This is a genomic window from Bacteroides acidifaciens (assembly GCF_903181435.1).
Lineage (GTDB): Bacteria > Bacteroidota > Bacteroidia > Bacteroidales > Bacteroidaceae > Bacteroides.
Window position 1 is genome coordinate 1,763,243 of the sequence record NZ_CAEUHO010000001.1, and the last position, 26,490, is coordinate 1,789,732.

Annotated in this window: 24 protein-coding genes, 1 tRNA gene and 3 pseudogenes; 12 read left to right on the top strand and 16 right to left on the bottom strand. The window is 42.1% G+C overall.

All coding sequences use genetic code 11. The features are described 5' to 3' along the window. Nucleotides 1-140 precede the first annotated feature (140 nt). The 7 genes and pseudogenes from nqrF to CLIN57ABFB40_RS07245 all read right to left on the bottom strand — a co-directional run bounded on the left by nqrF (nt 141) and on the right by CLIN57ABFB40_RS07245 (nt 7,648). Complete coding sequence (gene nqrF, locus CLIN57ABFB40_RS07215) at nt 141-1,415, bottom strand: NADH:ubiquinone reductase (Na(+)-transporting) subunit F (RefSeq protein ID WP_175629516.1); 1,275 nt, start codon at nt 1,413-1,415, stop codon at nt 141-143. Nucleotides 1,416-1,433: 18 nt separating this feature from the next. Beyond that, on the bottom strand, nt 1,434-2,060 hold the full coding sequence (nqrE, locus tag CLIN57ABFB40_RS07220) for an NADH:ubiquinone reductase (Na(+)-transporting) subunit E (protein ID WP_175629517.1): 627 nt from the start codon (nt 2,058-2,060) through the stop codon (nt 1,434-1,436). A gap of 44 nt (nt 2,061-2,104) precedes the next feature. Further along, nucleotides 2,105-2,746, bottom strand: a complete 642-nt coding sequence (locus CLIN57ABFB40_RS07225; RefSeq protein ID WP_121767363.1) for an NADH:ubiquinone reductase (Na(+)-transporting) subunit D — start codon at nt 2,744-2,746, stop codon at nt 2,105-2,107. 18 nt (nt 2,747-2,764) lie between these two features. Next, nucleotides 2,765-3,439, bottom strand: coding sequence for a Na(+)-translocating NADH-quinone reductase subunit C (locus tag CLIN57ABFB40_RS07230; RefSeq protein ID WP_175629518.1), 675 nt, complete (start codon nt 3,437-3,439; stop codon nt 2,765-2,767). A gap of 13 nt (nt 3,440-3,452) precedes the next feature. Continuing rightward, nucleotides 3,453-4,622, bottom strand: a complete 1,170-nt coding sequence (locus CLIN57ABFB40_RS07235; protein ID WP_175629519.1) for an NADH:ubiquinone reductase (Na(+)-transporting) subunit B — start codon at nt 4,620-4,622, stop codon at nt 3,453-3,455. A 120-nt stretch (nt 4,623-4,742) separates the two neighbouring features. Beyond that, a pseudogene (locus CLIN57ABFB40_RS07240) lies at nt 4,743-6,214 on the bottom strand (Na(+)-translocating NADH-quinone reductase subunit A). 39 nt (nt 6,215-6,253) lie between these two features. Continuing rightward, nucleotides 6,254-7,648, bottom strand: coding sequence for a C1 family peptidase (locus CLIN57ABFB40_RS07245; protein WP_175629521.1), 1,395 nt, complete (start codon nt 7,646-7,648; stop codon nt 6,254-6,256). A gap of 152 nt (nt 7,649-7,800) precedes the next feature. Between CLIN57ABFB40_RS07245 and CLIN57ABFB40_RS07250 the strand changes: the two genes are divergently transcribed. Then, nucleotides 7,801-9,006, top strand: coding sequence for a BamA/TamA family outer membrane protein (locus tag CLIN57ABFB40_RS07250; RefSeq protein ID WP_175629522.1), 1,206 nt, complete (start codon nt 7,801-7,803; stop codon nt 9,004-9,006). Nucleotides 9,007-9,181: 175 nt separating this feature from the next. Here CLIN57ABFB40_RS07250 and CLIN57ABFB40_RS07255 read toward each other — a convergent pair. Continuing rightward, nucleotides 9,182-9,418: pseudogene (locus CLIN57ABFB40_RS07255) on the bottom strand (hypothetical protein); the annotation flags it as partial. 225 nt (nt 9,419-9,643) lie between these two features. Further along, entirely contained in the window at nt 9,644-10,516 is an 873-nt protein-coding gene (locus CLIN57ABFB40_RS07260) for an Rpn family recombination-promoting nuclease/putative transposase (RefSeq protein ID WP_175629523.1), read from the bottom strand. A 181-nt stretch (nt 10,517-10,697) separates the two neighbouring features. Here CLIN57ABFB40_RS07260 and CLIN57ABFB40_RS07265 point away from each other — a divergent pair, with 181 nt between their 5' ends. Continuing rightward, a complete protein-coding gene (locus CLIN57ABFB40_RS07265; protein WP_175629524.1) occupies nt 10,698-11,000 on the top strand; it encodes a DUF4248 domain-containing protein in 303 nt (100 codons plus the stop codon). Between the two features lie 3 nt (nt 11,001-11,003). Here the strand turns inward: CLIN57ABFB40_RS07265 and CLIN57ABFB40_RS07270 are convergent. Beyond that, a pseudogene (locus CLIN57ABFB40_RS07270) lies at nt 11,004-11,600 on the bottom strand (DNA primase); the annotation flags it as partial. Nucleotides 11,601-11,727: 127 nt separating this feature from the next. On the opposite strand from CLIN57ABFB40_RS07270, the gene CLIN57ABFB40_RS07275 reads away from it, so the two are divergent. Both CLIN57ABFB40_RS07275 and CLIN57ABFB40_RS07280 read left to right on the top strand, forming a co-directional pair. Further along, on the top strand, nt 11,728-11,970 hold the full coding sequence (locus CLIN57ABFB40_RS07275) for a hypothetical protein (RefSeq protein ID WP_254871719.1): 243 nt from the start codon (nt 11,728-11,730) through the stop codon (nt 11,968-11,970). A gap of 175 nt (nt 11,971-12,145) precedes the next feature. Then, nucleotides 12,146-13,261, top strand: coding sequence for a glycosyltransferase family 1 protein (locus tag CLIN57ABFB40_RS07280; RefSeq protein WP_175629525.1), 1,116 nt, complete (start codon nt 12,146-12,148; stop codon nt 13,259-13,261). Nucleotides 13,262-13,416: 155 nt separating this feature from the next. Here the strand turns inward: CLIN57ABFB40_RS07280 and CLIN57ABFB40_RS07285 are convergent, their stop codons facing one another. The 3 genes from CLIN57ABFB40_RS07285 to ettA form a co-directional block, all read right to left on the bottom strand. Beyond that, nucleotides 13,417-14,898 carry a choice-of-anchor J domain-containing protein gene (locus tag CLIN57ABFB40_RS07285; RefSeq protein ID WP_175629526.1) on the bottom strand — a complete coding sequence of 494 codons (1,482 nt, stop codon included), beginning with the start codon at nt 14,896-14,898 and terminating at the stop codon, nt 13,417-13,419. Between the two features lie 14 nt (nt 14,899-14,912). Next, nucleotides 14,913-17,594, bottom strand: coding sequence for a TonB-dependent receptor (locus CLIN57ABFB40_RS07290; RefSeq protein ID WP_175629527.1), 2,682 nt, complete (start codon nt 17,592-17,594; stop codon nt 14,913-14,915). Nucleotides 17,595-17,815: 221 nt separating this feature from the next. Continuing rightward, on the bottom strand, nt 17,816-19,507 hold the full coding sequence (ettA, locus tag CLIN57ABFB40_RS07295) for an energy-dependent translational throttle protein EttA (RefSeq protein WP_175629528.1): 1,692 nt from the start codon (nt 19,505-19,507) through the stop codon (nt 17,816-17,818). 121 nt (nt 19,508-19,628) lie between these two features. Between ettA and CLIN57ABFB40_RS07300 the strand changes: the two genes are divergently transcribed. Both CLIN57ABFB40_RS07300 and CLIN57ABFB40_RS07305 read left to right on the top strand, forming a co-directional pair. Further along, a tRNA-Lys gene (locus CLIN57ABFB40_RS07300) sits at nt 19,629-19,701 on the top strand. Between the two features lie 242 nt (nt 19,702-19,943). Beyond that, the gene (locus CLIN57ABFB40_RS07305; RefSeq protein WP_025835674.1) at nt 19,944-21,164 is read left to right on the top strand and encodes a site-specific integrase; all 1,221 of its coding nucleotides are present in this window, start codon (nt 19,944-19,946) and stop codon (nt 21,162-21,164) included. A 283-nt stretch (nt 21,165-21,447) separates the two neighbouring features. Here the strand turns inward: CLIN57ABFB40_RS07305 and CLIN57ABFB40_RS07310 are convergent, their stop codons facing one another. Genes CLIN57ABFB40_RS07310 through CLIN57ABFB40_RS07320 form a run of 3 tightly spaced genes read right to left on the bottom strand, consistent with a single transcriptional unit; the run spans nt 21,448 to nt 22,389 of the window. Beyond that, nucleotides 21,448-21,741 (bottom strand): helix-turn-helix domain-containing protein, encoded by a 294-nt coding sequence (locus CLIN57ABFB40_RS07310; RefSeq protein ID WP_057328243.1) that lies wholly within the window; start codon nt 21,739-21,741, stop codon nt 21,448-21,450. A 53-nt stretch (nt 21,742-21,794) separates the two neighbouring features. After that, the gene (locus CLIN57ABFB40_RS07315) at nt 21,795-22,088 is read right to left on the bottom strand and encodes a DUF3876 domain-containing protein (protein ID WP_175629529.1); all 294 of its coding nucleotides are present in this window, start codon (nt 22,086-22,088) and stop codon (nt 21,795-21,797) included. Continuing rightward, nucleotides 22,075-22,389, bottom strand: coding sequence for a helix-turn-helix domain-containing protein (locus CLIN57ABFB40_RS07320; protein ID WP_118417681.1), 315 nt, complete (start codon nt 22,387-22,389; stop codon nt 22,075-22,077). The genes CLIN57ABFB40_RS07315 and CLIN57ABFB40_RS07320 overlap by 14 nt, the downstream gene beginning before the upstream one ends. Before the next feature lie 287 nt (nt 22,390-22,676). On the opposite strand from CLIN57ABFB40_RS07320, the gene CLIN57ABFB40_RS07325 reads away from it, so the two are divergent. The 6 genes from CLIN57ABFB40_RS07325 to CLIN57ABFB40_RS07350 all read left to right on the top strand — a co-directional run bounded on the left by CLIN57ABFB40_RS07325 (nt 22,677) and on the right by CLIN57ABFB40_RS07350 (nt 26,341). Beyond that, entirely contained in the window at nt 22,677-23,267 is a 591-nt protein-coding gene (locus CLIN57ABFB40_RS07325; RefSeq protein WP_022011030.1) for a TetR/AcrR family transcriptional regulator, read from the top strand. 123 nt (nt 23,268-23,390) lie between these two features. Beyond that, nucleotides 23,391-24,239 (top strand): ABC transporter ATP-binding protein, encoded by an 849-nt coding sequence (locus tag CLIN57ABFB40_RS07330; RefSeq protein WP_007656984.1) that lies wholly within the window; start codon nt 23,391-23,393, stop codon nt 24,237-24,239. Further along, nucleotides 24,236-24,898: an ABC transporter gene (locus CLIN57ABFB40_RS07335; RefSeq protein ID WP_175629530.1), complete on the top strand. Its 663-nt coding sequence runs from the start codon at nt 24,236-24,238 to the stop codon at nt 24,896-24,898. Before CLIN57ABFB40_RS07330 ends, CLIN57ABFB40_RS07335 begins: the two co-directional genes overlap by 4 nt. Before the next feature lie 2 nt (nt 24,899-24,900). Next, nucleotides 24,901-25,599: a hypothetical protein gene (locus CLIN57ABFB40_RS07340; protein ID WP_057098592.1), complete on the top strand. Its 699-nt coding sequence runs from the start codon at nt 24,901-24,903 to the stop codon at nt 25,597-25,599. A 111-nt stretch (nt 25,600-25,710) separates the two neighbouring features. Beyond that, entirely contained in the window at nt 25,711-25,944 is a 234-nt protein-coding gene (locus CLIN57ABFB40_RS07345; protein ID WP_085978836.1) for a hypothetical protein, read from the top strand. Next, nucleotides 25,919-26,341 (top strand): hypothetical protein, encoded by a 423-nt coding sequence (locus CLIN57ABFB40_RS07350; RefSeq protein WP_175629531.1) that lies wholly within the window; start codon nt 25,919-25,921, stop codon nt 26,339-26,341. The genes CLIN57ABFB40_RS07345 and CLIN57ABFB40_RS07350 overlap by 26 nt, the downstream gene beginning before the upstream one ends. Nucleotides 26,342-26,490: the final 149 nt, after the last annotated feature.

Here is a 26,490-nt window from a genome sequence, read left to right on the forward strand (position 1 = left end):
CAAACGAAAGACAGGCAGTAAAAAGCGTAAAAAAGAAGCGGGAAACCTGAAAAGCATATCAGCTTTTTCAGATTTCCCGCCCTGTTTCTTATGTCATCTTTCCGGTCAATTCTACCGACCGGAAATTAACTTCCGAAAAATTATCCGCCGAAGTTATCGAACATCAAGTTCTGAGCCGGTACGCCAAGGTCATCGAGCATCTTCTCAACAGCCTTCGACATCGGGCCAGGACCACACATGTAGTATTCAATATCTTCAGGAGCTTCGTGGTTCTTCAAGTAAGTTTCATAAATTACGTTGTGAACGAAGCCCGGAGTGTACTTCACGCCCGCAGCATCGGCAGCAGGATCCGGACGGTCGAGAGCCAGGTGGAATGTGAAGTTCGGGAAGTCTTTTTCGATTTGCAGGAAGTCTTCCAGATAGAACACCTCGTTCAGTGCACGGGCACCGTAGAAGTAAGACATCTTACGGTCTGTAGTATGCAAAGTCTTCGTCAAGTGCATGATTTGCGCACGCAACGGAGCCATACCGGCACCACCACCAATCCACATCATTTCCTTGTTGGAATCAAAAATCGGGTGGAAGTCTCCGTAAGGACCGCTCATGGTTACTTTGTCACCCGGTTTCAGAGTGAAGATATAAGAAGAAGCGATACCCGGCATTACATCCATAAATCCTGGCCCCTGTTCTTTCGGTTTGAACGGCGGAGTAGCGATACGTACTGTCAGCATGATGCGGTCACCTTCGGCAGGATAGTTGGCCATAGAGTAAGCACGAATCGTTTCCTCATCGTTCTTACATTTCAAGCCCAGCAGACCGAATTTCTCCCATGCAGGCAGATACTCGTCACCAATCAGGCCCTTGTCGATATCCTTGTCATAGTCCATTGAGAATTTAGGAATCTTAATCTGTGCGTAAGACCCCGGGACAAAGTCCATGTGTTCGCCCTTAGGCAGAGCCACGATAAACTCCTTGATAAACGTAGCCACGTTCTTGTTGGAGATAACTTCGCACTCCCACTCTTTCACGCCGAGTACAGATTCGTCAATCTTGATAGACATATCACTTTTCACTTTCACCTGACAGCCCAGACGCCAGTGGTCTTGCTGCTGTTTGCGGCTGAAGTGAGGAACCTCGGAAGGCAGGATTTCGCCGCCCCCTTCGAGCACCTGGCATTTGCACTGTCCGCAAGAACCCTTACCACCACAAGCGGATGACAGGAATACTCCGTTTACAGACAGCGTATTCAGCAAAGTAGAGCCGGAAGCCACTTCCAGTTCCTTTTCACCGTTGATTGTCAGTTTCACGTTACCTGACGGTACCAGAAAATTCTTGGCAACCAACAGGATAACAACAAGCAGCAGGATAACAACAAGGAATACCCCAATGCTCGCTAATATTAAATTCATATCCATTGTCTTATTCCTTTCTTTTTAGATGTTCAAACCAGAGAAACACATAAATGCGATTGCCATCAGACCTACAGTGATAAACGTGATACCCAAGCCCTTCAACGGAGCAGGCACGTCAGAGTAAGCCATTTTCTCACGGATAGCAGCCAAGCCGACGATAGCCAGCAACCAGCCGATACCCGAACCTAATGCATAGGCAAGAGCATCTGCAATGCCGCCGATGTATTTCGGATCGCTCGGACCGAGGTTGATGCGTTGCTGCATGAACAGAGAAGCACCCATGATGGCACAGTTAACGGCAATCAACGGCAGGAAGATACCCAGTGAAGCGTACAGCGACGGGCTGAAACGTTCTACCACCATCTCCACCAATTGCACGATACCGGCAATAACGGCAATAAAAAGAATAAAACTCAGGAAGCTGAGGTCGACGCCTTCAATGATAGCGTTGGCAGCCAGCACCCTGGTTTGCAACAGATAGTTGACCGGCAGCGTCACCAGCAACACGAAAGTTACGGCGATACCCAGTCCTACGGCAGTCTTCACATTCTTCGATACAGCCAGGTATGAGCACATACCGAGGAAGAACGCGAATATCATGTTGTCCACAAAGATAGAGCGGACGAATAAACTTAATAAATGTTCCATATCTTCAATTAAGAATTAAGAATGAAGAGTCTCCTTCATCTTTATTAATTACTTTCTTCTTGCAGTTCTTTGTGACGTGCACGTTGATACCAGATGATACAAGCTACAATAATCAACGCCATCGGCGGCATCAGCATCAAGCCGTTGTTCACATATCCAATGTTCCGGATAGGCTCATAGTTCAAGATATTGAAACCGAGCAACGTACCCGAACCGAGCAGTTCGCGGAAGAACGCCACGATTACCAGAATCTTGGCATAACCCAGACCATTACCGACACCATCCAAGAAAGATTCCCAAGGACCGTTCTGCATGGCAAATGCTTCCAGGCGTCCCATAAGGATACAGTTGGTAATAATCAGACCTACATATACAGAAAGCTGAACACTTACATCATAAGCAAACGCTTTCAGAATCTCGCTAACGATAGTTACCAGTGCAGCTACCACAACCAACTGAACGATGATACGGATACGGTTGGGGATGGTCTTGCGCAACAGTGAGATAACCACATTGGCAAACGCTGTAATGACCGTCACTGAAAGTCCCATTACGATAGCAGGCTCCAGTTTTGCGGTAACAGCAAGTGCAGAACAGATACCGAGCACCTGTACGGTCACCGGATTATCTATTCCCAACGGAGCAGAGAATACTTCTTTATTCTTCTTTGAAAACAGTTGTCCCATATTCTTTTCTTCTCCTTATTATTTAGTTAAAAAACTCATGTAACTACCCAGGCAAGCCTTCAGCATGGCATCCACACCAACAGAGGTGATTGTACCACCCGAAATACCGTCCACCTGATATTCAGGCTTCTCTACCTTGCCGTTCTTCACGACACCCAAAGTGATAGAACCGTTTTCCAGTGTCTTCTTACCTACGAACTCATTCTGGAAATGGTCGGTTGCGATTTCCGCACCCAGACCCGGAGTTTCACTTGCATGAGAGAAGTAAGTACCATATACAGTATCCTTATCTTCGTTCAGTGCAACGTATCCCCAGATAGAGCCCCAAAGACCGGCACCGTAAACCGGAAACACATATTTTGTCTGACCGTCCACTTCGCATACGAATACGTGAAGACGTTGTTGTTCTTTCGCTTCTTTCTCGTAGTTGGTAGCAAAATCGCCTGTATTTTCAGTCAGCGTACCGTCTACGTTCATCAGCATATCACCTTTTACATATTTCTTATATTCAGCATCCGCATCTTCCACGTTCTTGATGTTCAATGCAGCAAGAATCTGCTTTTTAGTGTCCAACTGCACATTCTTGTCCTGTGTAGCTTTCAGCGAAGAACTAACGAATGCCAGCAGGAATGCTACGATAATAACCATTACCGAAGCATAAATGATAGTATAACTATTACTATTTGTATTCATTTTCATCCGGTATTTATTGGTTAGACATAGCGCGTTTCTCGCGACGGCTGATATTACCCTGTACTACACAGTAGTCAATCAGCGGAGCGAAGATGTTCATCAGCAGGATGGCAAGCATCATACCTTCAGGATAACCCGGGTTCAGTACGCGGATGACGATAGCCATCACACCAATCAGGAATCCGAAGATGTATTTACCCCTTTCCGTACGTGCGGAAGTGACAGGGTCGGTAGCCATAAATACTGCACCGAAGCAGAAACCACCGAGAACAAGGTGTTCGTACCAAGGCATGTTAGCCATAGCGTTGTTTTCCATGCCGATGGCATTGAATACCCAAGCCATGAATGCACCACCGACAAATACGGAAATCATTGTCTTCCAGCTTGCAATGCCCGTCCACAAAAGGATAACGGCACCAATCAGGATGGCAATCACACTTGTTTCACCGATAGAACCCGGAATAAGCCCCGTCACCATATCCATGTTGAATGCAGGAGCAGCACCAGTCGTAGCAGCTTCTCCCAGTGGAGTGGCAACGGTGAGCCCGTCTACCGACTGTCCCAGCCCGAAGATGCTGTCGCCTGATACCCAAACGGCATCACCGGACATCTTGGTCGGATATGCGAAGAACAGGAATGCACGAGTAATCAACGCAACGTTGAAGATGTTCATACCTGTACCGCCGAATACCTCTTTAGCGAAGATTACAGAGAATGCAGTAGCTACTGCAAGAATCCATAGCGGACAGTCTACCGGAACAATCATCGGAATCAAGATACCCGAAACGAGGAATCCTTCCTGAATCTCTTCTTTCTTCCATTGTGCTACGACGAACTCGATGCCGAGACCTACTACATAAGATACGATAATTTTAGGCAGTACTGCCAGGAATCCGTAAGCGAACATTTCAATAAAACTACCAGTTGTATTGGTAGCGTGAAAATGCTGGTAACCTACATTGTACATACCGAACAGCAATGCCGGTACTAACGAAATAACCACAATCGACATGATGCGTTTGCTGTCAATCGCGTCGTGTATATGCGTTCCCGTTTTCGCAGTCTTGCTGGGCACGAACAGGAATGTTTCGAAGCCGTCGAACACCGACTGGAATGCGTGGAATTTGCCGCCTTCTTCAAAGTTCGGCTTTATCTTATCGAGATAATTTCTTAACGCTTTCATTTATTAAATTGAGAATTGAGAATTGAGAATTGAGAAACAGCTACGCAGTATTTACCGGAAGACGATTTCATAAAGTCCCAACTATCATTTTTTAATTTTTAATCTTTTATTTTAATTCTCTTATGCCATTTCCGAACGTAGCATGTCAAGTCCGGCACGGACGATGCGTTGCAGTTCCATCTTTGAGGAGCAGACGAATTCGCAGAGAGCGAAGTCTTCGGGAGCTACTTCATAGATGCCAAGCGCTTCCATGCGGTCGATGTCGCCGGCGATGATGGCTTTAATCAAGAACTCGGGCAAAATGTCCATCGGAAGCACTTTGTCGTACTCACCGGACATAATCATATGGCGTTCGCCACCTTTGACACGTGCATCCAGTGTGTATTCTTTCTTTCCCATCAGCCAACTGAAATAGGAACGGTTGGTACTGAACTGGTTGAAACGCGGCATAATCCATCCGAGCATTTCGTGGATGTCGTCACCTTCGGGGATAACGGTCACCTGGCTGTGGAATGCGCCTAAGAAGCCGTTCGGGGATACCTGCTTTCCTGTCAGCACGTTGCCGCTGATGTAGCGCAGGTCTTTGCCTGTCGTCACGTTGCCGGCGAATACGTTAGTCAGCAGTGCGCCTACCTGAAGTTTGCAGTAAGCGGGTTTCAACACTTCGGAACCTGTCACGGCCACTGTGCGGGTGAAATCCACACGACCTGTATTGAAAAGACGACCGATGAAGATAACGGCTTGCGGGTCGATTGTCCATACTGTCTCGCCTTTGGATATGGGAGCGATATGGTTGATTTGAACACCTACGTTACCTGCCGGGTTCGGTCCGTCGAATGCGGTGATTGTAACGTTCTTAGCCTGAGTCAGTGCGGCAGCATTCTGCTTCACGCTTATGTTCAGGTATGTTTTTGCCATCTTGGCAAGGGCATCAAGTCCTGTCTGGAAATTCGCTTCCTCACCTTTCAGCGCGAATTGGAAGTCGGGTGCCAGCGGATTGCTGTCAAACGCGGATACGAAGATGCCTTTCGGGAAACCCGACGGGTCTGCGATGATGTCATAAGGACGCTGTCTGATGAATGCGAACAGTCCGGCATTCAGCAAAGCAGCTTTCACTGAATTGCCATCCATCACGTTAACATCCATTTTACCGAACTCTTCGTAGTCCTGCTCTGCAGCAGCTTCCACTACAATGTTCAATACCTTACGACGGGCTCCACGCTCTACACTTGTCACTACGCCGCTTACGGGCGAAACAAATTTTACTTCAGGATGATACTTGTCAATAAACAAGGGTCCACCAGCCATCACATACTCCTGCTCTTTTACGACTACCTTCGGTGTCACTCCAGGAAAATCATCGGGTACGAGTGCGTAAAATCCCGGCTCTTTCACTGTCGTGTACGTCTCTGCAGCTGTACCTTTCAGGTTTATGTCAAGGCCTTTGCGTAACTTTATTACATTTGCCATGCTATAAATAAAATAATGGTTTCATAAATTTGCCGCAAAAGTAATAAATAATAATGTGATTAAAGAGGAAAAAAGAAAGGAATTACGGAAAAATATCCGTAATTCCTTTCGTGGTCGCACACATTACATCTTTCTTTTGTCTTGAAACAAAGAAAAGAACATCATTCAGCAAACATAGGGTCCCAAGCAGGAAGCCGGACAGGCTTCTGTTTTAGGACTTCAGATACTTTTTTCGTTGCATACTTGGTTTCTATCACCAGGCGGAACATGTATTCGTTGAACCACTCGTCGGTCATGATGAGATGCCCTTGATAACCGGAGCCGGCTCCCCAACTATTTTCAACCATCCATTTGGTTGGGTTTCCGTTCTTGTCGAGGTCTACTGCCATGAGCGTCATGGCGTGGCTTGAGCCGCTGGCGAAGCTTTGGATGCGTTGCTTCTTGTTCATGCCGAAGGTTGTCCCCATGAGGGCTTCGTAATCGTAGTTCTTAACATCCAGCAGACCACGGTCGGAATTGAGGAATTTGCCTACGTCGCAGGAGAAGTACATCATGGTGCTGTCTTTGAGAGAAGCTATTGCCATTTCCTTGATGTCCTCGATGGGAAGATTGACGTAAGTCCAGTTCTTGCCGTCGTAGCGGTGGCGGTCATAGTCTATCTCGTAAGATTTGTAGTAGTCGCGGCTGGGGTCATTCATGAGCATGACGTAGTTGCCGAGCAGGTTTTCGTCGCCGTACTTTTTCAGGAAAGAAAGCGGGGTGTAAGTTTCGGTGGATACAGGTTTGCCTTGGGCGTTGTATTCCGTCCAGGTGAATTCGGTGGGGGGAACGCCCAGATTCAAGACCAGCATGCGGTAGATGGTTCCGAGCATTTCGGTTTTCGTTTTTTCGAGAACTGCCGGTTTCGCACCTTTGGCGGCGAGGTCACGGAGTTGAAGCCCCTGTTCGCGGAGTTTCAGGGAGATTAGGCTTGCCATGCGGGACGTGTTTTCGCTGCTGTTCGTTTCGGGCATCACGTCTTTGGGGACAAGTCCGTATTTGCTTACGATGTCGGCTACACCGGTGAACGTTCCACCGTCACTCAAGGGATGACGAAAGAGCCATTCCACCATTTTGTCATCCATCGGTTTGTCGCTGGTGTCGATGATGCCTTGCAGGAAAAGGTTCGCCTTCTCCAGTTGGTCGAAGAAGAAAGGGTAAGTTTGCGAAAACTCGAATGAGCTGAGGTTGTGGCGGGCAATGGCCTTGGCACGCATCACGTTCAGACCGGTGAAGAGCCAGCAACGTCCGGAAGATTTCTGGTTGGTGATACCTTTGGAGTCCACTTTGATGGAGAAGTGCGTGTCCATTCCTTTCAGGTTGTCCTGGTTGAGGGCTAGTTTGCGGATATCGTTGCTGCCGATGGCGTTGCGGATAGCCTTGTCACTTGGAGTATTCTGGTAACTCTGTTTGATTTGTTGCATCATGTCGTCGCTGATGCCTCCTTTTGCACTCTGCGCTTGTGCAGAATAATAAAAAGCACAGAAAACAAAAACTGATAATATTCGTTTATTCATAAGTATAAATAGTTTATTAATCAATTACACTTCGGATATAGTAATAGAAAATCGCAAATTTACGATTCTTTTTTAGAATTATTATCTAAGAGTATCAAAACTAATCAAAATAAAAGAGTTTTCTTTGCAGTCGAATTCCTCAGAAAGAAATTATGAAGAAATATATAATAGGTGTATTGATGATGTTTGCATCCATCAATATTATGTCGGCTACCGCCGACAGCACAGCAATCTCTTTGTCGGATACCGTCCCCGCCCTCTCCAAACGTGAGGTGCGCCGCCAACGTGTGGCGAATCGAAATCTTCACTATAATATATTAGGTGGTCCCAGCTATACGCCTGACTTCGGTCTGCTAGTGGGCGGTAGCGCGTTGATGACGTTCCGGATGAATCCGAGCGATACCACCCAGCGACGTTCGGTGGTGCCGATGTCTATCGCGCTGATGTTTAAGGGCGGATTGAACCTGATGACAAAACCCCAACTGTTTTTCAAAGGCGACCGTTTCCGTATTTTCGGGACATTCTCCTATAAAAACACGATTGAGAATTTCTACGGTATCGGATACAGTACCAATAAAGACTATCCCCGTGGAGAAGATACCAGCGAATATCGTTACAGCGGCATCCAAGTAAATCCGTGGTTCCTTTTCCGTCTGGGCAAAAGCGACTTCTTTGCAGGGCCACAGGTGGATTTGAATTATGATAAAATCACCAAACCGGCAGAGGGAATGGTTCATCAGCCATCCTATATCGCGGCAGGCGGAACAGAGCATGGGTATAAGAATTTCAGTTCGGGGCTCGGCTTCCTGCTGACCTATGACACACGTGACATTCCCGCCAATGCATACCGTGGAATGTATCTCGATTTTCGCGGGATGATGTATAGCAAAGCGTTCGGTGGTGATGACAATTTTTACCGTCTGGAGATTGATTACCGCCAATACAAGACTGTCGGAAAACGCAAGGTTATCGCTTGGACGATGCAGACGAAAAATGTATTTGGAGATGTGCCGCTGACGAAATACGCGCTTAGCGGAACACCTTTCGACCTCCGCGGATATTACATGGGACAGTTTCGCGACAAGTCATCACATGTAATGATGGCAGAATACCGTCAGATGATAAATACGGACAAAAGCACATGGGTGAAGAAGATGCTCAATCATGTAGGTTATGTGGCTTGGGGCGGATGCGGCTTCATGGGCCCTACTCCGGGCAAGATAGAAGGCGTTCTTCCCAATCTCGGCGTAGGCTTGCGCATTGAGGTACAGCCCCGTATGAATATACGTCTCGATCTCGGAAGAGATATGGTGAACAAACAGAATCTGTTCTATTTCAATATGACGGAAGCGTTCTGATGCAGGCTTGTGGAATACGGGCTCAACCGCAGCCGGATGTTCTCATGGCAGAAAAGTGGATTACAATCAGGTCAATCTTCCTCATCGACCCGTCTCCTTTCACTCTTTTTGCCCTTTCTCTTTCTGCGAAAGAAGAACAGGACTTCCAGTACAATATCTAATTTTATAGTTTATATTATTGATAGGGAGACGGAAAACCGTGCACTAGCTTTCCGCCGGATGCGGACTTCTTATCCGAGAGAAGTTCAAAGATCATATTATTCTCTCCGCCACGGGTGGTCGCCGTGCTGTCGTTGGCAAGGCGCAAGGAATTATCGACCTTGAAACGAAGGTTGACACGGGTGATATTCTTCACTGTGCAGTCCTTTTCCACCTCTACACCGGGACAAATCAGCGTTGTGTAAAAGATGCCATACTTAAAAGATTGTTTCTACGAAAGGAAGGACATTCTCCCTTTCTGATGGTGAAACAAAGATACGGCAACACACCGGTAGCCTGACGGGTTACATCGGACTACGCAGGATTAAGAGGAAATAAAGGGAAATAAAAACAGGCATTGCTATCTTTGAATGCCCAAGATACAAAAATGGCAGCATGATTCCGAATCTCATGCCGCCATTCCTGTAAGTGCTTATCATCAGATATTTTCAATTTCTTCTACGGAAAGTCCGGAAGCCTGAGAGATAGTATCGGTGGGAACCCCTAATTTCTTAAGGTTACGGGCAATTTCCCTGCTCTTTTCCTTCATCCCTTTCTCCAGACCTTCTTCCATCCCTCTCTCCAGTCCTTTTCGCCAGCCTTTTTCTTCCGCAAACGAGATGGTAGCCAGTTGGTCACGAAACACTTTGATACTCTCATCGTATTTCATGCGTTCTTCTTTAGTCAGGGAAGCAATGTCCACAATCTTCTCCAACTTTTCGAAGACAGATTTTCGTGCCTTGAAAGGCATTCTTTTCAATGTGTCCATATTCTTCAATACATAAATCCAACGTTCAAAATCAGTTTCACATTCCGATTCCTCTTTGTGAAAAGAAGGAAGCTCGATAAAGATAAAACGTAACTTATCCGAAAATGTTTCATGCGTATCACGGTCGGCCAACACCACGTCCGTCCGAAGTTTGTGCGGAGCGTCTGCCAGACAGAAGTTCAGGAAAAACACGCCATACACCGCTTTCAAATCAAACTGCCAATGAGCGCCCCGCTCTCCTTGCCGGGCAACAGTATGCGATAAATAAAAAAGAGCCCGCTCCTTAAAATTCGTCTGCTGCTTGTTCTGCATCTCCACAATAAACTGCTCACCACTCTCTGTCGTACAATAAATATCGTAAATAACTCCACGGTCGCCCATGTATTCAGGAAGTAACTCCTTATCCAAAAAAGTGATATCCGTGATACTCTTCTCGTTTACAAGCAGGCCGTTCAAGAAATCAATCAGCAAGTCTTTTGTAATTTCCTGCCCGAATATCTTTTTAAAACCTACGTCCGTAAACGGATTGATAAATTTTCCCATTTTTCTTTGTTTTACGTTTGTATAGACCGAGATGTATCTGGTCTATACAAAGATACTATATTTTTCAAAGTGAGCGGTTTCTTTTCCTTTTTTTAACGTCCGCCCATTCCTTTTGAATCTTCCCTAATGTTTTCAAGTTCCCTCAAATGAGATTGACCCAAACTTGCACAACTCAGTAAAAATGCATAACTTTATAGCTAGTAAAAACAAACTCAACCACCCCATCAATGAAAGCAAAATCCGAAAACTTCCCGAACAGGAAGAAGAAAAAGTATTCCAATACCGCAGCTACGGAAAAGGCGAGCTTGCCGCATTATATCTCCCCTACATCAAGCAGCAGAGCGCAGTAGCCCGATTCAACGAATGGATAGACACTGCACCGGGACTGAAAGAGCGTCTGCTCGCCACCGGCATGAATCCCCGAAGCAGACGCTACACTCCCGCACAGGTACGGCTCATCGTAAAAGTGCTCGAAAAGCCTTAATCACTATTCAAACAGTTCTTTTTCCGGCAGCCAGCAGGTATTGTCGAAGATGGTATTCCGGGCACGCTGGTCGACAGGCACAGCAGGGTCATATGATTCCTCGTAGGGGAGATACCGCCCACTGACGGGGTCGTAGAAGAAAGTAGCCACACCGCCCGTTCCGAGATGCTTGAATTTCACCTTATCCACATACACACGGGTGATTCCGATTTCCTTGTCGCGCTCAACGACAATTCCGTAATCAGCCTTGTTGTAAAAATCTACGGAACCGTTGATGTCATACATTTCCACACGCGAGGTGACACCCGTCGCAGGATTTCGGTTCATTTTGCGCGGGTGGGCGGCGACTATCAACAGGCAATTATATTGAGTGGCAAATTCAGTGAATTCATTCAACAAGTTGGAGAGGTATTGCGTCTCCGACTGCCCCGGTTTGGGTTCGTGGTCGAAGCGGTTGAACGGGTCGAAGACGAAGATGCGGCAGCCGCGGCGGACAACGAGCTCGCGGGCTTTGGCTATCACACGTTCGGGAGTGGCGTTGCCTTTGAGGGAAATATGCGAGACGTTGTCCGCCAGAAACTCTTCGGAACGTGCTAAAATTCAACATAAAAATCTTTCGACCGCAAAGGTGTGTATTATTTTACATACCATATATCGCATATTTGCGATACATCGAATCTTATTTATCGGATATTTGCAACATTAACTTCTAATAAATATTTTTATAATGAAACAAAAACGCAATCAGACCCTTGATGAGATAAAAGAAAACGAGCTTGTAGACCGGATATACAACAATCAAATCCTATCAATAAAAAAATTGATTTATGCATCCAAATTGACAATCGCCGACCTGTGCGTACATCTTAATATAGACAGTGCCACGCTCCACCAATGGTATCAGGGCAAGCGCCCTACCCAAATAAATTTCCACACATACACGCACGCATCTTCTTCCACAAGTATATGACAAAACACAACATCCCTTATACGGAAGAAATTATCAAGCTGATAGAAGAAATAGAATCATTCTCCTTTATTTCATAATATTCTGACATGAATTTATACAAAAAAAAAGGAGCAAATTATCATATCTTTTCATACCTTTGTGGCAAAGCTCAGTTGATTAAGGTTCAGAAAAAAACATGAATGACAGTGAAGAGACAAACAGTACGGTGATAAAAGCACTTATTGTTTTCAGGGAAAACGGCGATACGGACAACCTGTTCGTCCCCATCTTGTGCGATGCTATCCGTATGAGCGGCATTGACGTGCGATGTTCCACAAAGAAATTTTGGGATTCGGATACAGCGTATGATATCATCCACTTCCAATGGCCCGAAGAGGTGGTGGGTTGGACTTGTGACAACCCCGATATCATCCGCCGACTGGAAGAACGGATTTGTTTCTTCCGCTCACGAGGGGCACACTTCATCTATACACGCCACAATGTACGCCCGCACTATGCCAATGAGATTATCAGCCGGGCGTATGACATCATCGAGTCGCAAAGCGATGTCGTGGTGCACATGGGGCAGTTCAGCCGCGATGAATTTGCCGCCAAATATCCCGGCAGCCGGAATGTCGTGATTCCGCACCATATCTACCAATATACCTATCAGGAGAATATCAGCGTAGAGCGTGCACGCCAGTATCTCAAGATTCCGCAGGAAGCGTTCATCGTCACCGCTTTCGGCAAATTCTGCAACCGTGAAGAAATACGCATGGTGCTCGGAGCATTCCGTGCGTGGGAGCAACCGAACAAGTTACTGCTCGCCCCCCGGCTTTACCCTTTCTCAAGACAGAACGACTATGGCGGCAATTTCCTAAAACGATGGGCTTCACGTGCCGGATATTATCTGCTCATGCCACTGCTCAACCGCTGGATGAAGCTGGAAGCCGGAGCCAACGACGAACTGGTGGACAGTTGCGACCTGCCATATTATATAGCCGCCTCAGACGTGATATTCATCCAACGAAAAGATATATTAAACTCCGACAATGTCCCCCTTGCCTTCTTTTACCACAAAGTGGTGGTGGGGCCCGCCGTGGGAAATATCGGCGAGATACTCTCCCAAACCGGTAACCCGACATTCGACCCCAACGATAAAACGGACATCGTCCAGGCACTCGAAACCGCCCGCTGGCTTGTGCTGCAAGAGAAGGGAGAAGCCAATTATTACTACGCCATGAAGAACATGAATGTCCGGAAAGTGGGAAAAGAGTACGCACAAACTTATAAAAACGCAGTAAATGGCTAACAACATCAAGCGTCAGATCTTCTCAGGAGTGTTTCAAACATCTGCTGAGAATTGACTATATTCTCCATTCGCCGGAGTCGAACTTATCATACATAACACACAAAAGGCTGCCCTCACATTTGAAGGCAGCCGTTCTTCATCTTATTTGCTTATATTTATTCTCCTACATAAATATTATCAAGCTGTACAGTGGATGTCTCATTCTTAGACTTATCTCCCAAGTAACGGAAAGCAATATAAACTTGCTGTCCGACATACTCTGTCATCATATAAGAACCTACATTAACAGATGTCCCATACTTGCCTGCCACCTGAGGTAAATTAAAGTTCTCAGTTACTTCTTTCCAAGTACCTTCCGGGTCAGCAGTTACATCTTCTTTGTTTCCAGAGAATGAAGAAGAAATATATACATGCAGGGCATCATGCGTCCAATGACCAGAAGTCATGTCAAAAGTCAATATATAATTACTCTTTATTTCCAAAGCCGGAGTTATCAGCCAAGAATCAACAGCTCCATCACTAATACCATATGCTGTACACTCTGTGTAATTGTTATCTTTATACGATTTATCATACCAAGCCTGTTTGTCTAATGCGACATTCAACCATCCTTCAAGCATTGTAGGGGCTTTAGCTGTAATCTTACGTCCATCTTCGTCAAACGTTTGATTCAAAGCAGCCTTAGGCACAGTACGCTTGTACACCCAAGCAGAACCGTCATATTCATATTCGTCAGTCATTTCCACTACGTCTGATGTAGAAGTCCAGCCAGCAACGGACTTTTGTAACTCAATAGCCATAAATTTATCTTCAGCCAATTTGAAACCAACAGCTTTAATTGTTCCGGATTGAGCATATGGATACTTTAATCCCAAATATGCAGAAATATAGGATTGCGCAGAAGATGCGGTCAGCTTCGTAACACCCATTGCTTCATAATCTTGGGGCTGCAGAAGCAGAATGTCAGTATATGCTTCCCATTTAGTACTCTCTTCATTATATTGATAGAAAGCAGAAACCTGCAAATAATGATTATCAGCCAAACTAGTAACGCTCCAGTTATTGGTATTCGCGCTTTCTGCCGACATAACTACTGTTTTCCAACTATCCAATGAATTGGATTCCAAATCATCCGTAAAAGCAAGTACTCCATCAAATGCACCATCACTATCGGCTTGGTTATAATTTACCACTGCCAGCTGCTTACCTACAGGAGCTGTAAATTCTTCCTTTAAGAAACCTGGTACATATTGAGTTGCTTTCTTTGTAGGAGAAAAATAAGTAAACGGCAAATCTTCCCACACTGCTTTGTAATCATCAGCTGTCACTGTATAAGCCGTAGCAGCAGAAACAGCTGAAACATATTCAGGAACTGAAGGCGCAAATTTGTAAGTTACCATCGCCGACGAACCTTTATCACACGTATAGTATTTTTTCTGCAACCATTCCGGCAATGTTTCTCTAGCCGGATTATCATCTGTAAAAGCAGCACCTAAATAAGTGTCTGCATATTTAGCCACATTTGTAAGAGTTTCACCTTTTACATCCAATCCCGGAAAATCCGGTTCATGGTCACAAGAGGTCCAGAGCGCCATTCCGGCAATAAATATGCTTGTATATAAAATATTTCTTTTCATATGATACTATCTTTTTAAAATCTAACCTTTAATCCCATATTCCATGTCCGTCCGAATCCATAGAATACCGTAGCATCTTCCCATCCATGTCCACCTGTCTTTGCACCATTATCCAAAGCTCTCATCACATAGTTATCATTGAAAAGATTGAAGCAGTTGGCTGTCCACGTAGCATCCAAATTGGCTATCTTGAAACGATAACTAATGTTTGCATCGAATACATAAGCTGAAGGCATACGCCAAGGTTGGACAAGTTCGACTACCGGATTGTCTTTTGTTGCCTTGACAGCCTGAGAAGCAATATCATAATCGGCATAATTACGTCCTGTGAAGTTACCACTCATTCCGACACGAAGTCCCTTCATCACTTGATAAGTAACTCCCAAAGCTGCTGTTGTCTGTGCAGAGTTGGCTACTTTTATGTCTTTCATATTAGTATAATAAATAGCTTGCTCGGGTGAACCTACTGGAACAACATTATTGTTGTAATCCAACGCTTGTCCGTTACGGTCATATACCCGACCTGCAACACCATCTTTTGCCCATTTCCAATCACCAATAGAAAACATACCGGTCACCGTCAAATCTCTTATCGGACGACAAGTGAATTCCAACTCAATACCCTGATGCAATGCATTCACACCATTCATAATCAAATAGGGACTTTCTTGCGCACTAGTCAAGGTCTTTTGGATAGAACGGTCATTCCATGTTGTACGATACAAGTTTAACTTCACGTTCCACATGGAGGATACATAACCGTAACCCAACTCATAGGAAAGCACTTTCTCATTACGAGAATCGGGATTGACAACGTTACTGCTTTGGGAATTCAAGAATACACCACCCGAGAAAAATGGAGTACGGGAGAAATAACCAATGTTAGCAAATACATTATGATGCTCTGTAAGGTTATAGTTAGCACCACCCTTTGCACCAAAACCAATTTTTCTCTCGATACTTGATTTCTCATCTTTCACATAAAAATGTCCATAACGCTGATTGCTAGCAATGTTAGCATTTCCTGAAACAACTACCGACAGTTTATCATTTGAATATTCTAACTGACCAAATACACCATATTGTCCGATAAAACTATCGAAGTTACGATAAACCACATCACCGATATACAAGCGCTCATTCTGCCAAGCAACATTATCTTTCATATACTCAACTTTGGCACGGTCTGTATCAATCACATACTCACCCCCCATCAAGTCCACAACCTTAGCCTTGTGCATACCTTTATAATAACGAAGGTCAATACCAGCCTGTAAGTCCAAATTCTTAGCAAGCTTCGTACTATATGTAGATAGCAAACCTACCCAAATATGATTGTTCATATTCTTTGCCAATGCCGCCAGACTACCATTAGCGGCTTCAGCATTATCACGTTTCAACGCTCCATAATCAAATGTTCCGTCGTCACGTCTATATGTAGTATTGGGAACACCATTGGAAGCTCCATAGAAAGCAGAGTAGTTAGAACCGACACCACGATAACCATAACCACTACCAATGGACATGTATAAGGAAGAAGATAAACTGGACTTATGATTGATAGCCCAAATATGATTCAATGAAATCTGCGGTTTGTGATAATAGTTGTAGTTTGTCCCGTGATATTCTCTACCTGCATCATCGAAACCATAAGTTGCATTATAACGGTATCCTGCACCAATACCTACATGTTTCTGTCTTTGCCATTCTTCAATAGTCAGCTTGTCGTAACGTTTGTAATGACTCTGCGGAGCACCTGTAGCGACCAATGATAAAGAATGATTGTCACCGATTCTTTTCGCAATATTCACATACCATGAATAAGATTCTCCTTCAGTACCATAGACATATCCGTCACCCCATTTCTTTGAGCCTAAAATAGAAAAGGCCCAACCATTCTTCGTCATACCAGAAGATATACTGAAAAGAATTTTGTTTTCTCCACTATTACCCATGTTATAAGAAAGAGCACCGCCTGTCTTCGTTTCCAAAGCGCTAGTCAGAATATTGATTGAACCACCAACAGAGGGAGAAGAAAGTTTTGAAGCTCCGATACCTCTTTGTATCTGAATGGAACGGGATACATCGGAAAGACCAGCCCAATTGGACCAATATATGCCCCCCCACTCCATATCATTCATCGGGACACCATTAATCATCACAGCTGTATTGGCCGAGCCAAAACCACGTACCATGATTTCAGAGTCTCCATAACCACCACCTTCTTTAGATGTATATACACTAGGTGTTGATTTCAATAATTCAGGAAACTCTTGATTTCCCAATCTTTCCTCAATAAAAGTAGGTTCGAGAGTAGAAACTGCTATTGGAGTCTTACGTGCAACGGCTACAGAAGAAGTAATTGTAACGTCTTTCAGCATCACTGCGTCAGGTTCCATACGAATAACTCCTAAATTTACCGTTCCTCTTTGGCTTATTTTCTTCGTTACATCTTTATATCCTAAATACTTAAAGACCAAAGTTGCGTTATTCCCAACTTTTTGAACAAAATTACCATCAATATCGGTAACACTACCTTGAGAAGTCCCTTCTACAGTAACAGCTGCACCAATCAACGGTTCGCCGCTCTCTACATCAACAACTTGCCCTTTTACTGTTGTCTGGGCAAAAGCTGAGGTCGCCGTACATACTATCGGCACTGACACCAGCAGGAAATGAATTAGATGTTTTCTCATAAAATTCTCTTTGTTAATTAATGAAAATCGTTTATTAATTATTGTTTGCTCAAGCAAAGGTAATTGATATTATTTAAACCTACGTTCCATTCCTGCTACAAAATTTTAAGAGAGATAAACATCTTATTGCGTTAAGAAACAAAAAAAGCCCTGCGAGTTCTTGCAGAGCCTTTTATTCTGATTTATAAAGTTTTTATAAACTTCCAATCTATTATCAAATCCTAGTCAGTCATTAGTTTTCTATAACGAACGCGCTTCGGTTCTTCATTTCCCAAACGTTTCAATTTATTTTCTTCATACTCTGAATAAGAACCTTCAAAGTAGAATACATTGGAGTCTCCTTCGAAAGCAAGAATGTGTGTACAGATACGGTCGAGGAACCAACGGTCGTGGGAAATAACTACCGCGCAACCTGCGAAATCTTCCAAACCTTCTTCCAGTGCACGCAATGTATTTACGTCGATGTCATTAGTAGGCTCATCGAGCAATAGTACGTTGCCTTCTTCTTTCAAAGCCATCGCCAGGTGCAGACGGTTTCTTTCACCACCGGAAAGGACACCGCAAAGTTTTTCCTGGTCGCCACCGGAGAAATTGAAACGGGAAAGGTAAGCACGGGCGTTCACGTCACGACCACCCATACGGATTAGTTCGTTACCGCCGGAGATGACTTGATAAACGCTCTTGTTCGGGTCGATGTCACGGTGTTGCTGGTCTACATAAGCTACTTTTACAGTCTCTCCTACTTCAAATTCGCCTTTGTCTACCGTATCCAAGCCCATAATCAAGCGGAACAAGGTCGTTTTTCCCGCACCATTGGGACCGATTACACCGACAATGCCGTTAGGAGGAAGCATGAAGTTCAAATCGTCAAAAAGAAGTTTGTTGCCATAGGCTTTGGCTACATGTTTGGCTTCGATCACTTTGTTACCTAGACGAGGACCGTTCGGGATAAAGATTTCGAGTTTTTCTTCTTTCTCTTTTACGTCTTCATTCAGCAATTTATCATAGGAGTTAAGACGGGCTTTACCTTTTGCCTGACGAGCTTTCGGAGCCATGCGCACCCATTCAAGCTCGCGTTCCAACGTTTTACGACGTTTGCTGACTGTTTTTTCTTCCATTTCCATACGTTTGGTTTTCTGTTCCAACCAGGAAGAGTAGTTGCCTTTCCAGGGAATACCTTCGCCACGGTCGAGTTCAAGAATCCATCCGGCAACGTGGTCGAGAAAGTAACGGTCGTGGGTTACGGCGATAACTGTTCCTTCGTATTGCTGCAAGTGTTGTTCCAACCAGTCGATAGATTCTGCGTCCAAGTGGTTGGTAGGCTCGTCAAGCAACAGAATGTCGGGTTTCTGCAAGAGTAAACGGCAAAGAGCCACACGGCGACGTTCACCACCAGAAAGATTTACGACCGGCTGGTCTTCAGGCGGGCAACGAAGGGCATCCATTGCACGTTCCAATTTGCTGTCGAGGTTCCATGCGTCTGTTGCGTCAATAATATCTTGCAATTCGCCCTGACGGGTAAAGAGGGCGTCCATTTTGTCCTGGTCCTCATAGTACTCCGGCAGACCGAATTTTTGGTTGATTTCTTCGTATTCTGTCAGTGCGTCAACAATAGGTTGCACGCCTTCCATTACTACTTCTTTTACTGTTTTCGTGTCATCCAAATGAGGTTCCTGCGCCAAGTAACCGACAGAGTATCCGGGTGAGAATACTACTTCGCCTTGATAGGATTTCTCCAAACCTGCGATAATCTTCAATAAAGTAGACTTACCGGAACCGTTCAAACCGATAATTCCGATTTTCGCTCCATAGAAAAAGGACAGGTAGATGTCTTTTAGCACATTCTTATTCGGAGTGAAAGCTTTGCTCACTCCCACCATTGAGAAGATAATTTTTTTATCGTCAGCAGCCATATATTAATAATGTATATTGTTGATAATGGCACAAAGATAAGAAAAATGTTTGAAATCTTTTGGAGTTATAAAAAAATGTTCTACCTTTGCACCCGCATTCGAAAGAAAGCAAATAAGGATTGATTCGCTAGCTCAGCAGGTAGAGCACAACACTTTTAATGTTGGGGTCCTGGGTTCGAGCCCCAGGCGGATCACTGAAACAACAAGAAGAATCAAGCAAATCCCTGATAATCAGACATTATCAGGGATTTCTTTTTTCTGGCAGGTAGCAAAAAATAGCCGTTTCAAGCATATTATCGGTGGATAAATCGTGGGACTAAAATTCAGTTCGAAAAAGTCCCACGAATTTGCATCTTTCTCACTGATTCATAGTATTTTGCATAGACTTACTTTGGAAGAGAATACATAGTTTTGTAACTTAAAAAACGATGTAAAAATGGCTCGAAAATCATTTTCTGTTTTGTTCTTTATCAAAAAAGCCAAGTTATTAAAGAACGGAGAAGCACCTGTGTGCATGAGAATCACTGTAAACGGCTGTATGGTAGATATTTCTATCAAAAGAAGTTGTCCCGTAAACCTATGGAATCAAGCAAAAGAGAATTCAAAAGGAAAAGACCGTATGTCGGTGGAACTGAACCACTACTTAGAAATCACACGCTCACGCATACACCAAATTTATAGGGAACTGGAAACTTCCGACAAGGTTATCACCGTTGATCTTGTGAGAAAACTGTATTATGGTGTGGATGAAGAAAGCAAAACCCTTTTGCAAGTATTCAGAGAACACAACGAACAAAGTCGTAAGCTGATCGGCAAAGATTTTGTTAGTAAAACCGTTCAACGGTATGAAACCACTACCCGATATTTGGAGGAATTCATTAAGAAAGAATATCAGTTATCTGATATTGCCCTGAATAACTTGGAAGCCAACTTCATTTCTAAGTTCGATGCTTTCTTGAAGATTGAAAAAGGTTGTGCGCAGAACTCCGCTATTACCCGATTGAAGAATTTAAAGAAGATTATCCGTATTGCTTTGGAAAACGACTGGATAAAGAAAGATCCGTTTGCTTACTACCGTTTCAAATTGGAAGAAACCGATCCTGAATTTCTGACGATGGACGAGATTAAAATCATTCTCGCCAAAGAGTTTACAATTAAACGAGTAGAACAGGTACGTGACGTTTTTGTCTTTTGCATTTTTACTGGTTTGGCGTTCAGCGATGTGAAAGATTTATCACCCGAACACTTGGTAAAAGACAACAAAGGGGAACTTTGGATAAGGAAGAACCGGCAAAAGACAAAAATCATGTGTAACATTCCTGTGCTGCCTGTGGCAGCTTCTATACTTGATAAATATAAGGATGTGGCAGAGTGTACCGGAAAACTTTTACCTGTATTGTGTAATCAACGCATGAACAGTTATTTGAAGGAGATTGCCGATGTGTGCGGAATTCATAAAAATCTTAGCACACATACCGCCCGTCATAGCTATGCTACAAGCATTTGCCTTGCAAATGGCGTAAGTATGGAGAATGTTGCTAAGATGTTAGGTCATGCAGATACAAGCGTAACAAAACACTATGCAAGGGTATTGGATCAGAATATTTTCAAGGATATGCAAAAAGTAAATAGCTGCCTGTCGGAATTGGCTATATAATAAAGATAGTAGCTAATATTGAAAAAGGATTGGGAAAAATGAATTTCATTTTCTCAATCCTTTTCTTTTATAGTAAGTTTTCCAGAACTCAATATGAAGCATTGACAAAGATAAGTTCCGTATTTAGCCTGTTCAAGTCCGAGCCTTCGATTTAGATGAAAATCTTCCTCTCACTATGTTCGAGCGTATTTTCATCTAAAGACTTGCACAGACTAAATACTTCACTGGAAAAGTCAATGATTCAAATTAAATTCCGAAAAACAATGTTTTTGGGCTTGGCAGGTTACTCTTTCCAACTTTCAAAATAGTGCCTTTGGAGCAGTTTATCAATATCACTCTGACGATAGATGATTTTACCTTTTATCTGGATAAAGGGGATTAGACCTGTATCTCTCCACTCTTGCAGGGTTCGCAAACTGACATTCAGTTTCTTGGAAACTTCATTATTAGAAAGAAAGCATTCCCCATTCAGGTGAGGCTTGTAATGCTTGACTATAGATTCAATACCATCCAGCATCGAATCGAGCGAAGAAATAAATTCTTTGACTTGTGGGGTATCTTTATTTATTAGTTCCATGATTGAAAGATTGTTTTATTGAAATATTGATTTCAAGATGGCTAGATAGCTGGTTAGTTACGCAGATAGTGACCCAAAGATGAAATGTTAAGTACGTCTTTTGCCGGATCATAATCTACATAGAGCCGTTTGGATGCAGAGGCAATAAAATACTGGCTACCATCTTGCTGTATCTCATAAGTAGCAGGTGAAGCCTGTTTGGTTGTTTCCGATACATATATAATAGAAAGAAGGTACTCTTTGTCGCTCCGATAGATGATAACCGTAGGATTCAGATTAATGCTTTCCCATGTGCCAACAATGGAAAACAGGTTGAAAAACGGATAATCTTTTTTAATTCTTTTCATAAGACGTGGGGTATTTGGGTGATTGATTTTGCGTTTCACTGTCTGCAATAATTCTTTCAATATCGGAAGTCTTATAATAAATCTTACTACCAATTTGAGAATAAGCCAATCTTCCGCTACTTCTGTAATACTGCAAAGTTCGCTTACTAACGCCTAACAACAGGCACACTTCCTGACTATCCAGCCAGTTTTCGACTTTCTGGGTATGAGTGCTGCACAAACTTTCTATCCGTTTGGCAAACTCCGTGAACCTCTCGCAGACATACGAAAAGGTTCTCTTTTCAATAGTTACTACTTCCATACTTTCAATTTTAAAAGGTTTATAAAACGTGTCGATTTTATTTTCATCGGCAAATAAAAGAAGAATCATGAGCCGTTTTCAAAACTGTCCGAAAGTGGCGAAGTAAAGTTCTTAATGACTTAATATGTACTTATCGTGGCAACATAATACAATGATTTATAGACGAAATACTCATTGATTTAGGCAGATCATATAGAAACAAAGAAAAATAAACCGATATTTCTTTGTCAATTCAAAAATAACGCTTATGTTTGCAGTGACCAATAATAACAAAATAGTCACACGGTATGGCAAAAGCATTTGATGACAACGAAAGAAAACTTATAAAGGATAAACTCAAAGAAGGAGCTTTGCTATTTATCCAGCAACAAGGGGTACGTAAAACTTCTGTAGATGAGCTTGTTAAATATGCCAATATTTCTAAAGGAGCATTTTATCTATTCTATACATCAAAAGAACTTCTTTTTTTCGATACAATAATAGACTATCATAAGAAATTGGAAAAAGAATTTCTTAATGCCATAAATAAGCATACCAATAATATTACGGTTGATACATTGACAGATATTATATCTGATTTGCTAATCAACAACAAACCATACTTTGTATCTATCTTCGTTAATAGTGATGTGGAATATCTAAATAGAAAGCTCCCTCAAGAAGTACTTTCAAAACACGTAGATGATGATGTCATGTTAGCAAACGAACTACTGAATTTTATTCCAGAAAGTAAATCAATTGATACAAAAGTATTTGCAGGGGCTTTAAGAGCTGCATTCTTGACTATTCTAAACGAGAAAACAATTGGAACAGATATTTACAATGAAGTTTTCAAGTTTATAGTTAGGGGAATAGTACAGCAACTATTTAAAGACTAATCCAATACAACAAGATTATATAATATCAACTGACTATGTGCAAATATGTTACATAGCGATACTTTGAATTTACAATATGACTATATAAACAATTTTAGTCATACGATATAAAATTTAAAAATTATGATTACAGTAAAAAACTTATCGTTTAGTTATTCTCAACTACCATTTATTGAGAATATGAATTTTCAAGTAAGAAGCGGAGAAATATTTGGCTTCTTAGGACCTTCTGGAGCAGGAAAAAGCACTCTCCAAAAGATATTAATAGGTATGCTCCCTAAATATAAAGGGAGTGTTTCTATTAATAATAATGAAATTAGAAATAAGTCTGACCAGTTCTATGAGAGTATTGGTGTCGATTTTGAATTTCCTAGTTTTTATGAGAAATTCACCGCATTGGAGAACTTAAAATTCTTTGGTTCTTTATATGACTGTAAGCTGATTCCTATCGAACAATTATTAGAAATGGTTGGACTATCACAACATGCCAATAAGAAAGTGGCAGGTTTTTCTAAAGGTATGAAATCCAGATTAAACTTTGCCCGGTCAATTATTCATCAGCCCAAAGTGTTATTTTTGGATGAGCCAACATCTGGTTTAGATCCTTCGAACTCCCAAGTGATGAAAAACATTATTCTTGATCTTAAAAATAAAGGAGTAACAATCATTCTGACTACTCACAATATGCACGATGCAACCGAACTTTGTGATCGTGTAGCATTTATTGTTGATGGCAACATTAAAGCTATGGACACTCCTCATAATCTTATCATGTCAAGGCGTTATAATGAAGTAACATATTCATATTTGGAGAATCAAAAAGAATTAAATACTACAATCGCACTTGACAAAATAAGTACAGATAAAAAGCTACAATCTCTGATTCAAGCTAATGCCTTATTATCAATACATAGCAATGAGCCAACATTAGACAATATATTCTCAGAAATAACAGGGAGGAAATTACTATGAAGCTTAAAGGTTTAATACTAGGTGATATTCGGCAACAATACAAATATGGTTTTTATGCCCTATATACGTTATTTACACTAATGTATATTACAGTATTGCGCATTCTTCCTATGCCGTGGAAAGAACTATGTACAACTACCCTTATATTTTCAGATCCCGTACTGATCGGATTAATGTTTATGGGAGCAATAATATTATTCGAGAAAAGCGAAAAAGTAATGCAGGCATTAGCTGTTTCGCCCATATCGATACACACATACATTTTGTCAAAGGTAATTTCCATTGGACTAATTTCTTTGCTAAGTGGAGTTCTCATCGCATTGTTCTCAGGCATGGAACATTCTTACATACATCTTGCTGTTGGAATTATGTTAGGTTCAGCATTATTCACACTGGTTGGAATATCACTTTCTGCTTTTATTTCAACCATGAATAATTTTATGCTGATTATGGTTCCCACTTTAATAATATCTGTAGCTCCCATATCTGTTTATACAATGGGCTATAAATCGGGAGCTATGCTATTACATCCAAGTATAAGTCTTATAGAACTTATGTCTGGAAATATCAGTGTCATATCTCTAATAGCAATAAGCATTTGGTGTATTGCAATGTATATTTTTTCTTGTCTGTCAGTAAAAAAAATGATGACGATATAATTATGAATCAGAATATTATTTCCTTCAAAATGTTTATCAGAAACATATTCTCAGATGGTATGTTATCTGCAATAATATGTATCCCGCTAATATTAGCAGCAATATATAGGTTTGTTTTCCCTTTAATTGTACAGCATTATCCGATGCTAAAGGATTTCAGCCTATATTATCCGATATTGGATTTATTCCTTGCAATTATGTGTCCTTACATGATTTGCTTCGCTTCGGTCTTAGTGGTATTAGATGAAACAGACATGAAAATCAACAGGTACATCACAATTACCCCACTTGGTAAGAAGGGGTATCTTATATCAAGATTGCTTATTCCTGTTTTATTTGCAGCCATTGTTTCTTTCGTACTGCTTTCTTTTTGTTCTGTATCAGATATGTCATTATGGACTACATTTATAATATCAATATTGGCTACAATACTAAGCGTTGTGGCTGCTATGATTATTTTGGCATATGCGGGGAATAAAGTAGAAGGTATGGCACTTGCAAAAGTATCTGCTTTAGTTATGGTGGGATTAATAATACCTTTTGTTATTACAGATAGTACCCAATATGTATTTTCATTTCTCCCTTCTTTTTGGATAGCCAAGTTTCTAATAAGTAATAACTATTGGTTTATTCTACCAACTATATTTCTTTCTGGCGGACTGATTTACATATTATATAATAGGTACAGCACAAAAATATAGTTTCTCCTAAAATTGATACTATAAATACCGAAGATATAAAAAGTATAGTACCTAAATAAGCATATTGAATTTATGATTATACGAATTAATATTATTCACTATCTAAAAATTATGCTTATGAATGAGTTATTGAAAATGAAGTTTTTTGAGCTATTGTCTAAAACTTCACAAGAAGTTACTAACACAGAAATGCAAGATGCCTATGGAGAATTTGTCAAGCACATAGTCGCTATTAGCAATTCAGAAGATTATTCCTATATCTTTCGGATGCTAAATCTCACCCGTATTGAGATAGTACCCCTAAAAGAGTTATATCAATGTGGGCAGGGGGAAAAATGCGCTTAAAATTCTCTATGTCCACAAAGCGTTATCGACAATTGATGCCGAGCTACAATTAATCAACTTAAAAATTAACCATCCAGAACAATTTAAGTTATCTATTCCTACAGCGTTCAAGTCCGACCTATATGTAATCCCTAAGTCAAAAGACTTGGGGATTATTGGCATTGCAGAAATCGTATTAGCTCTGTTTCTACAGGGGCAAATCGTTGGCGAAGATGGAAAACCTGCCCCAGAAGTTCGTTTAGCTCGTGGTTTTGAGCAGCTTTTCAATCTAAAATTCGGAAGTATTTACGATAAGGTAGGTGAAGTATTTACCCGCAAGCCGTACAACCTTACCAAAACATTGGATGCCTTACGAAATGCTATCATCAAAGAGGATCGAAAACGTAAGAACCGATAAAGATCAAAAAAGACACTTGTGTAAACTATTAATTTCCAGAGATTTGAAATTCTCTTTTCGGGGAGTAGGTAACTACTCCTCTTTTTCTGTTACATTGTTTTACTGAATTTTGCTTCATCAATCGATTGAGAACAATAATGTTAAACTAA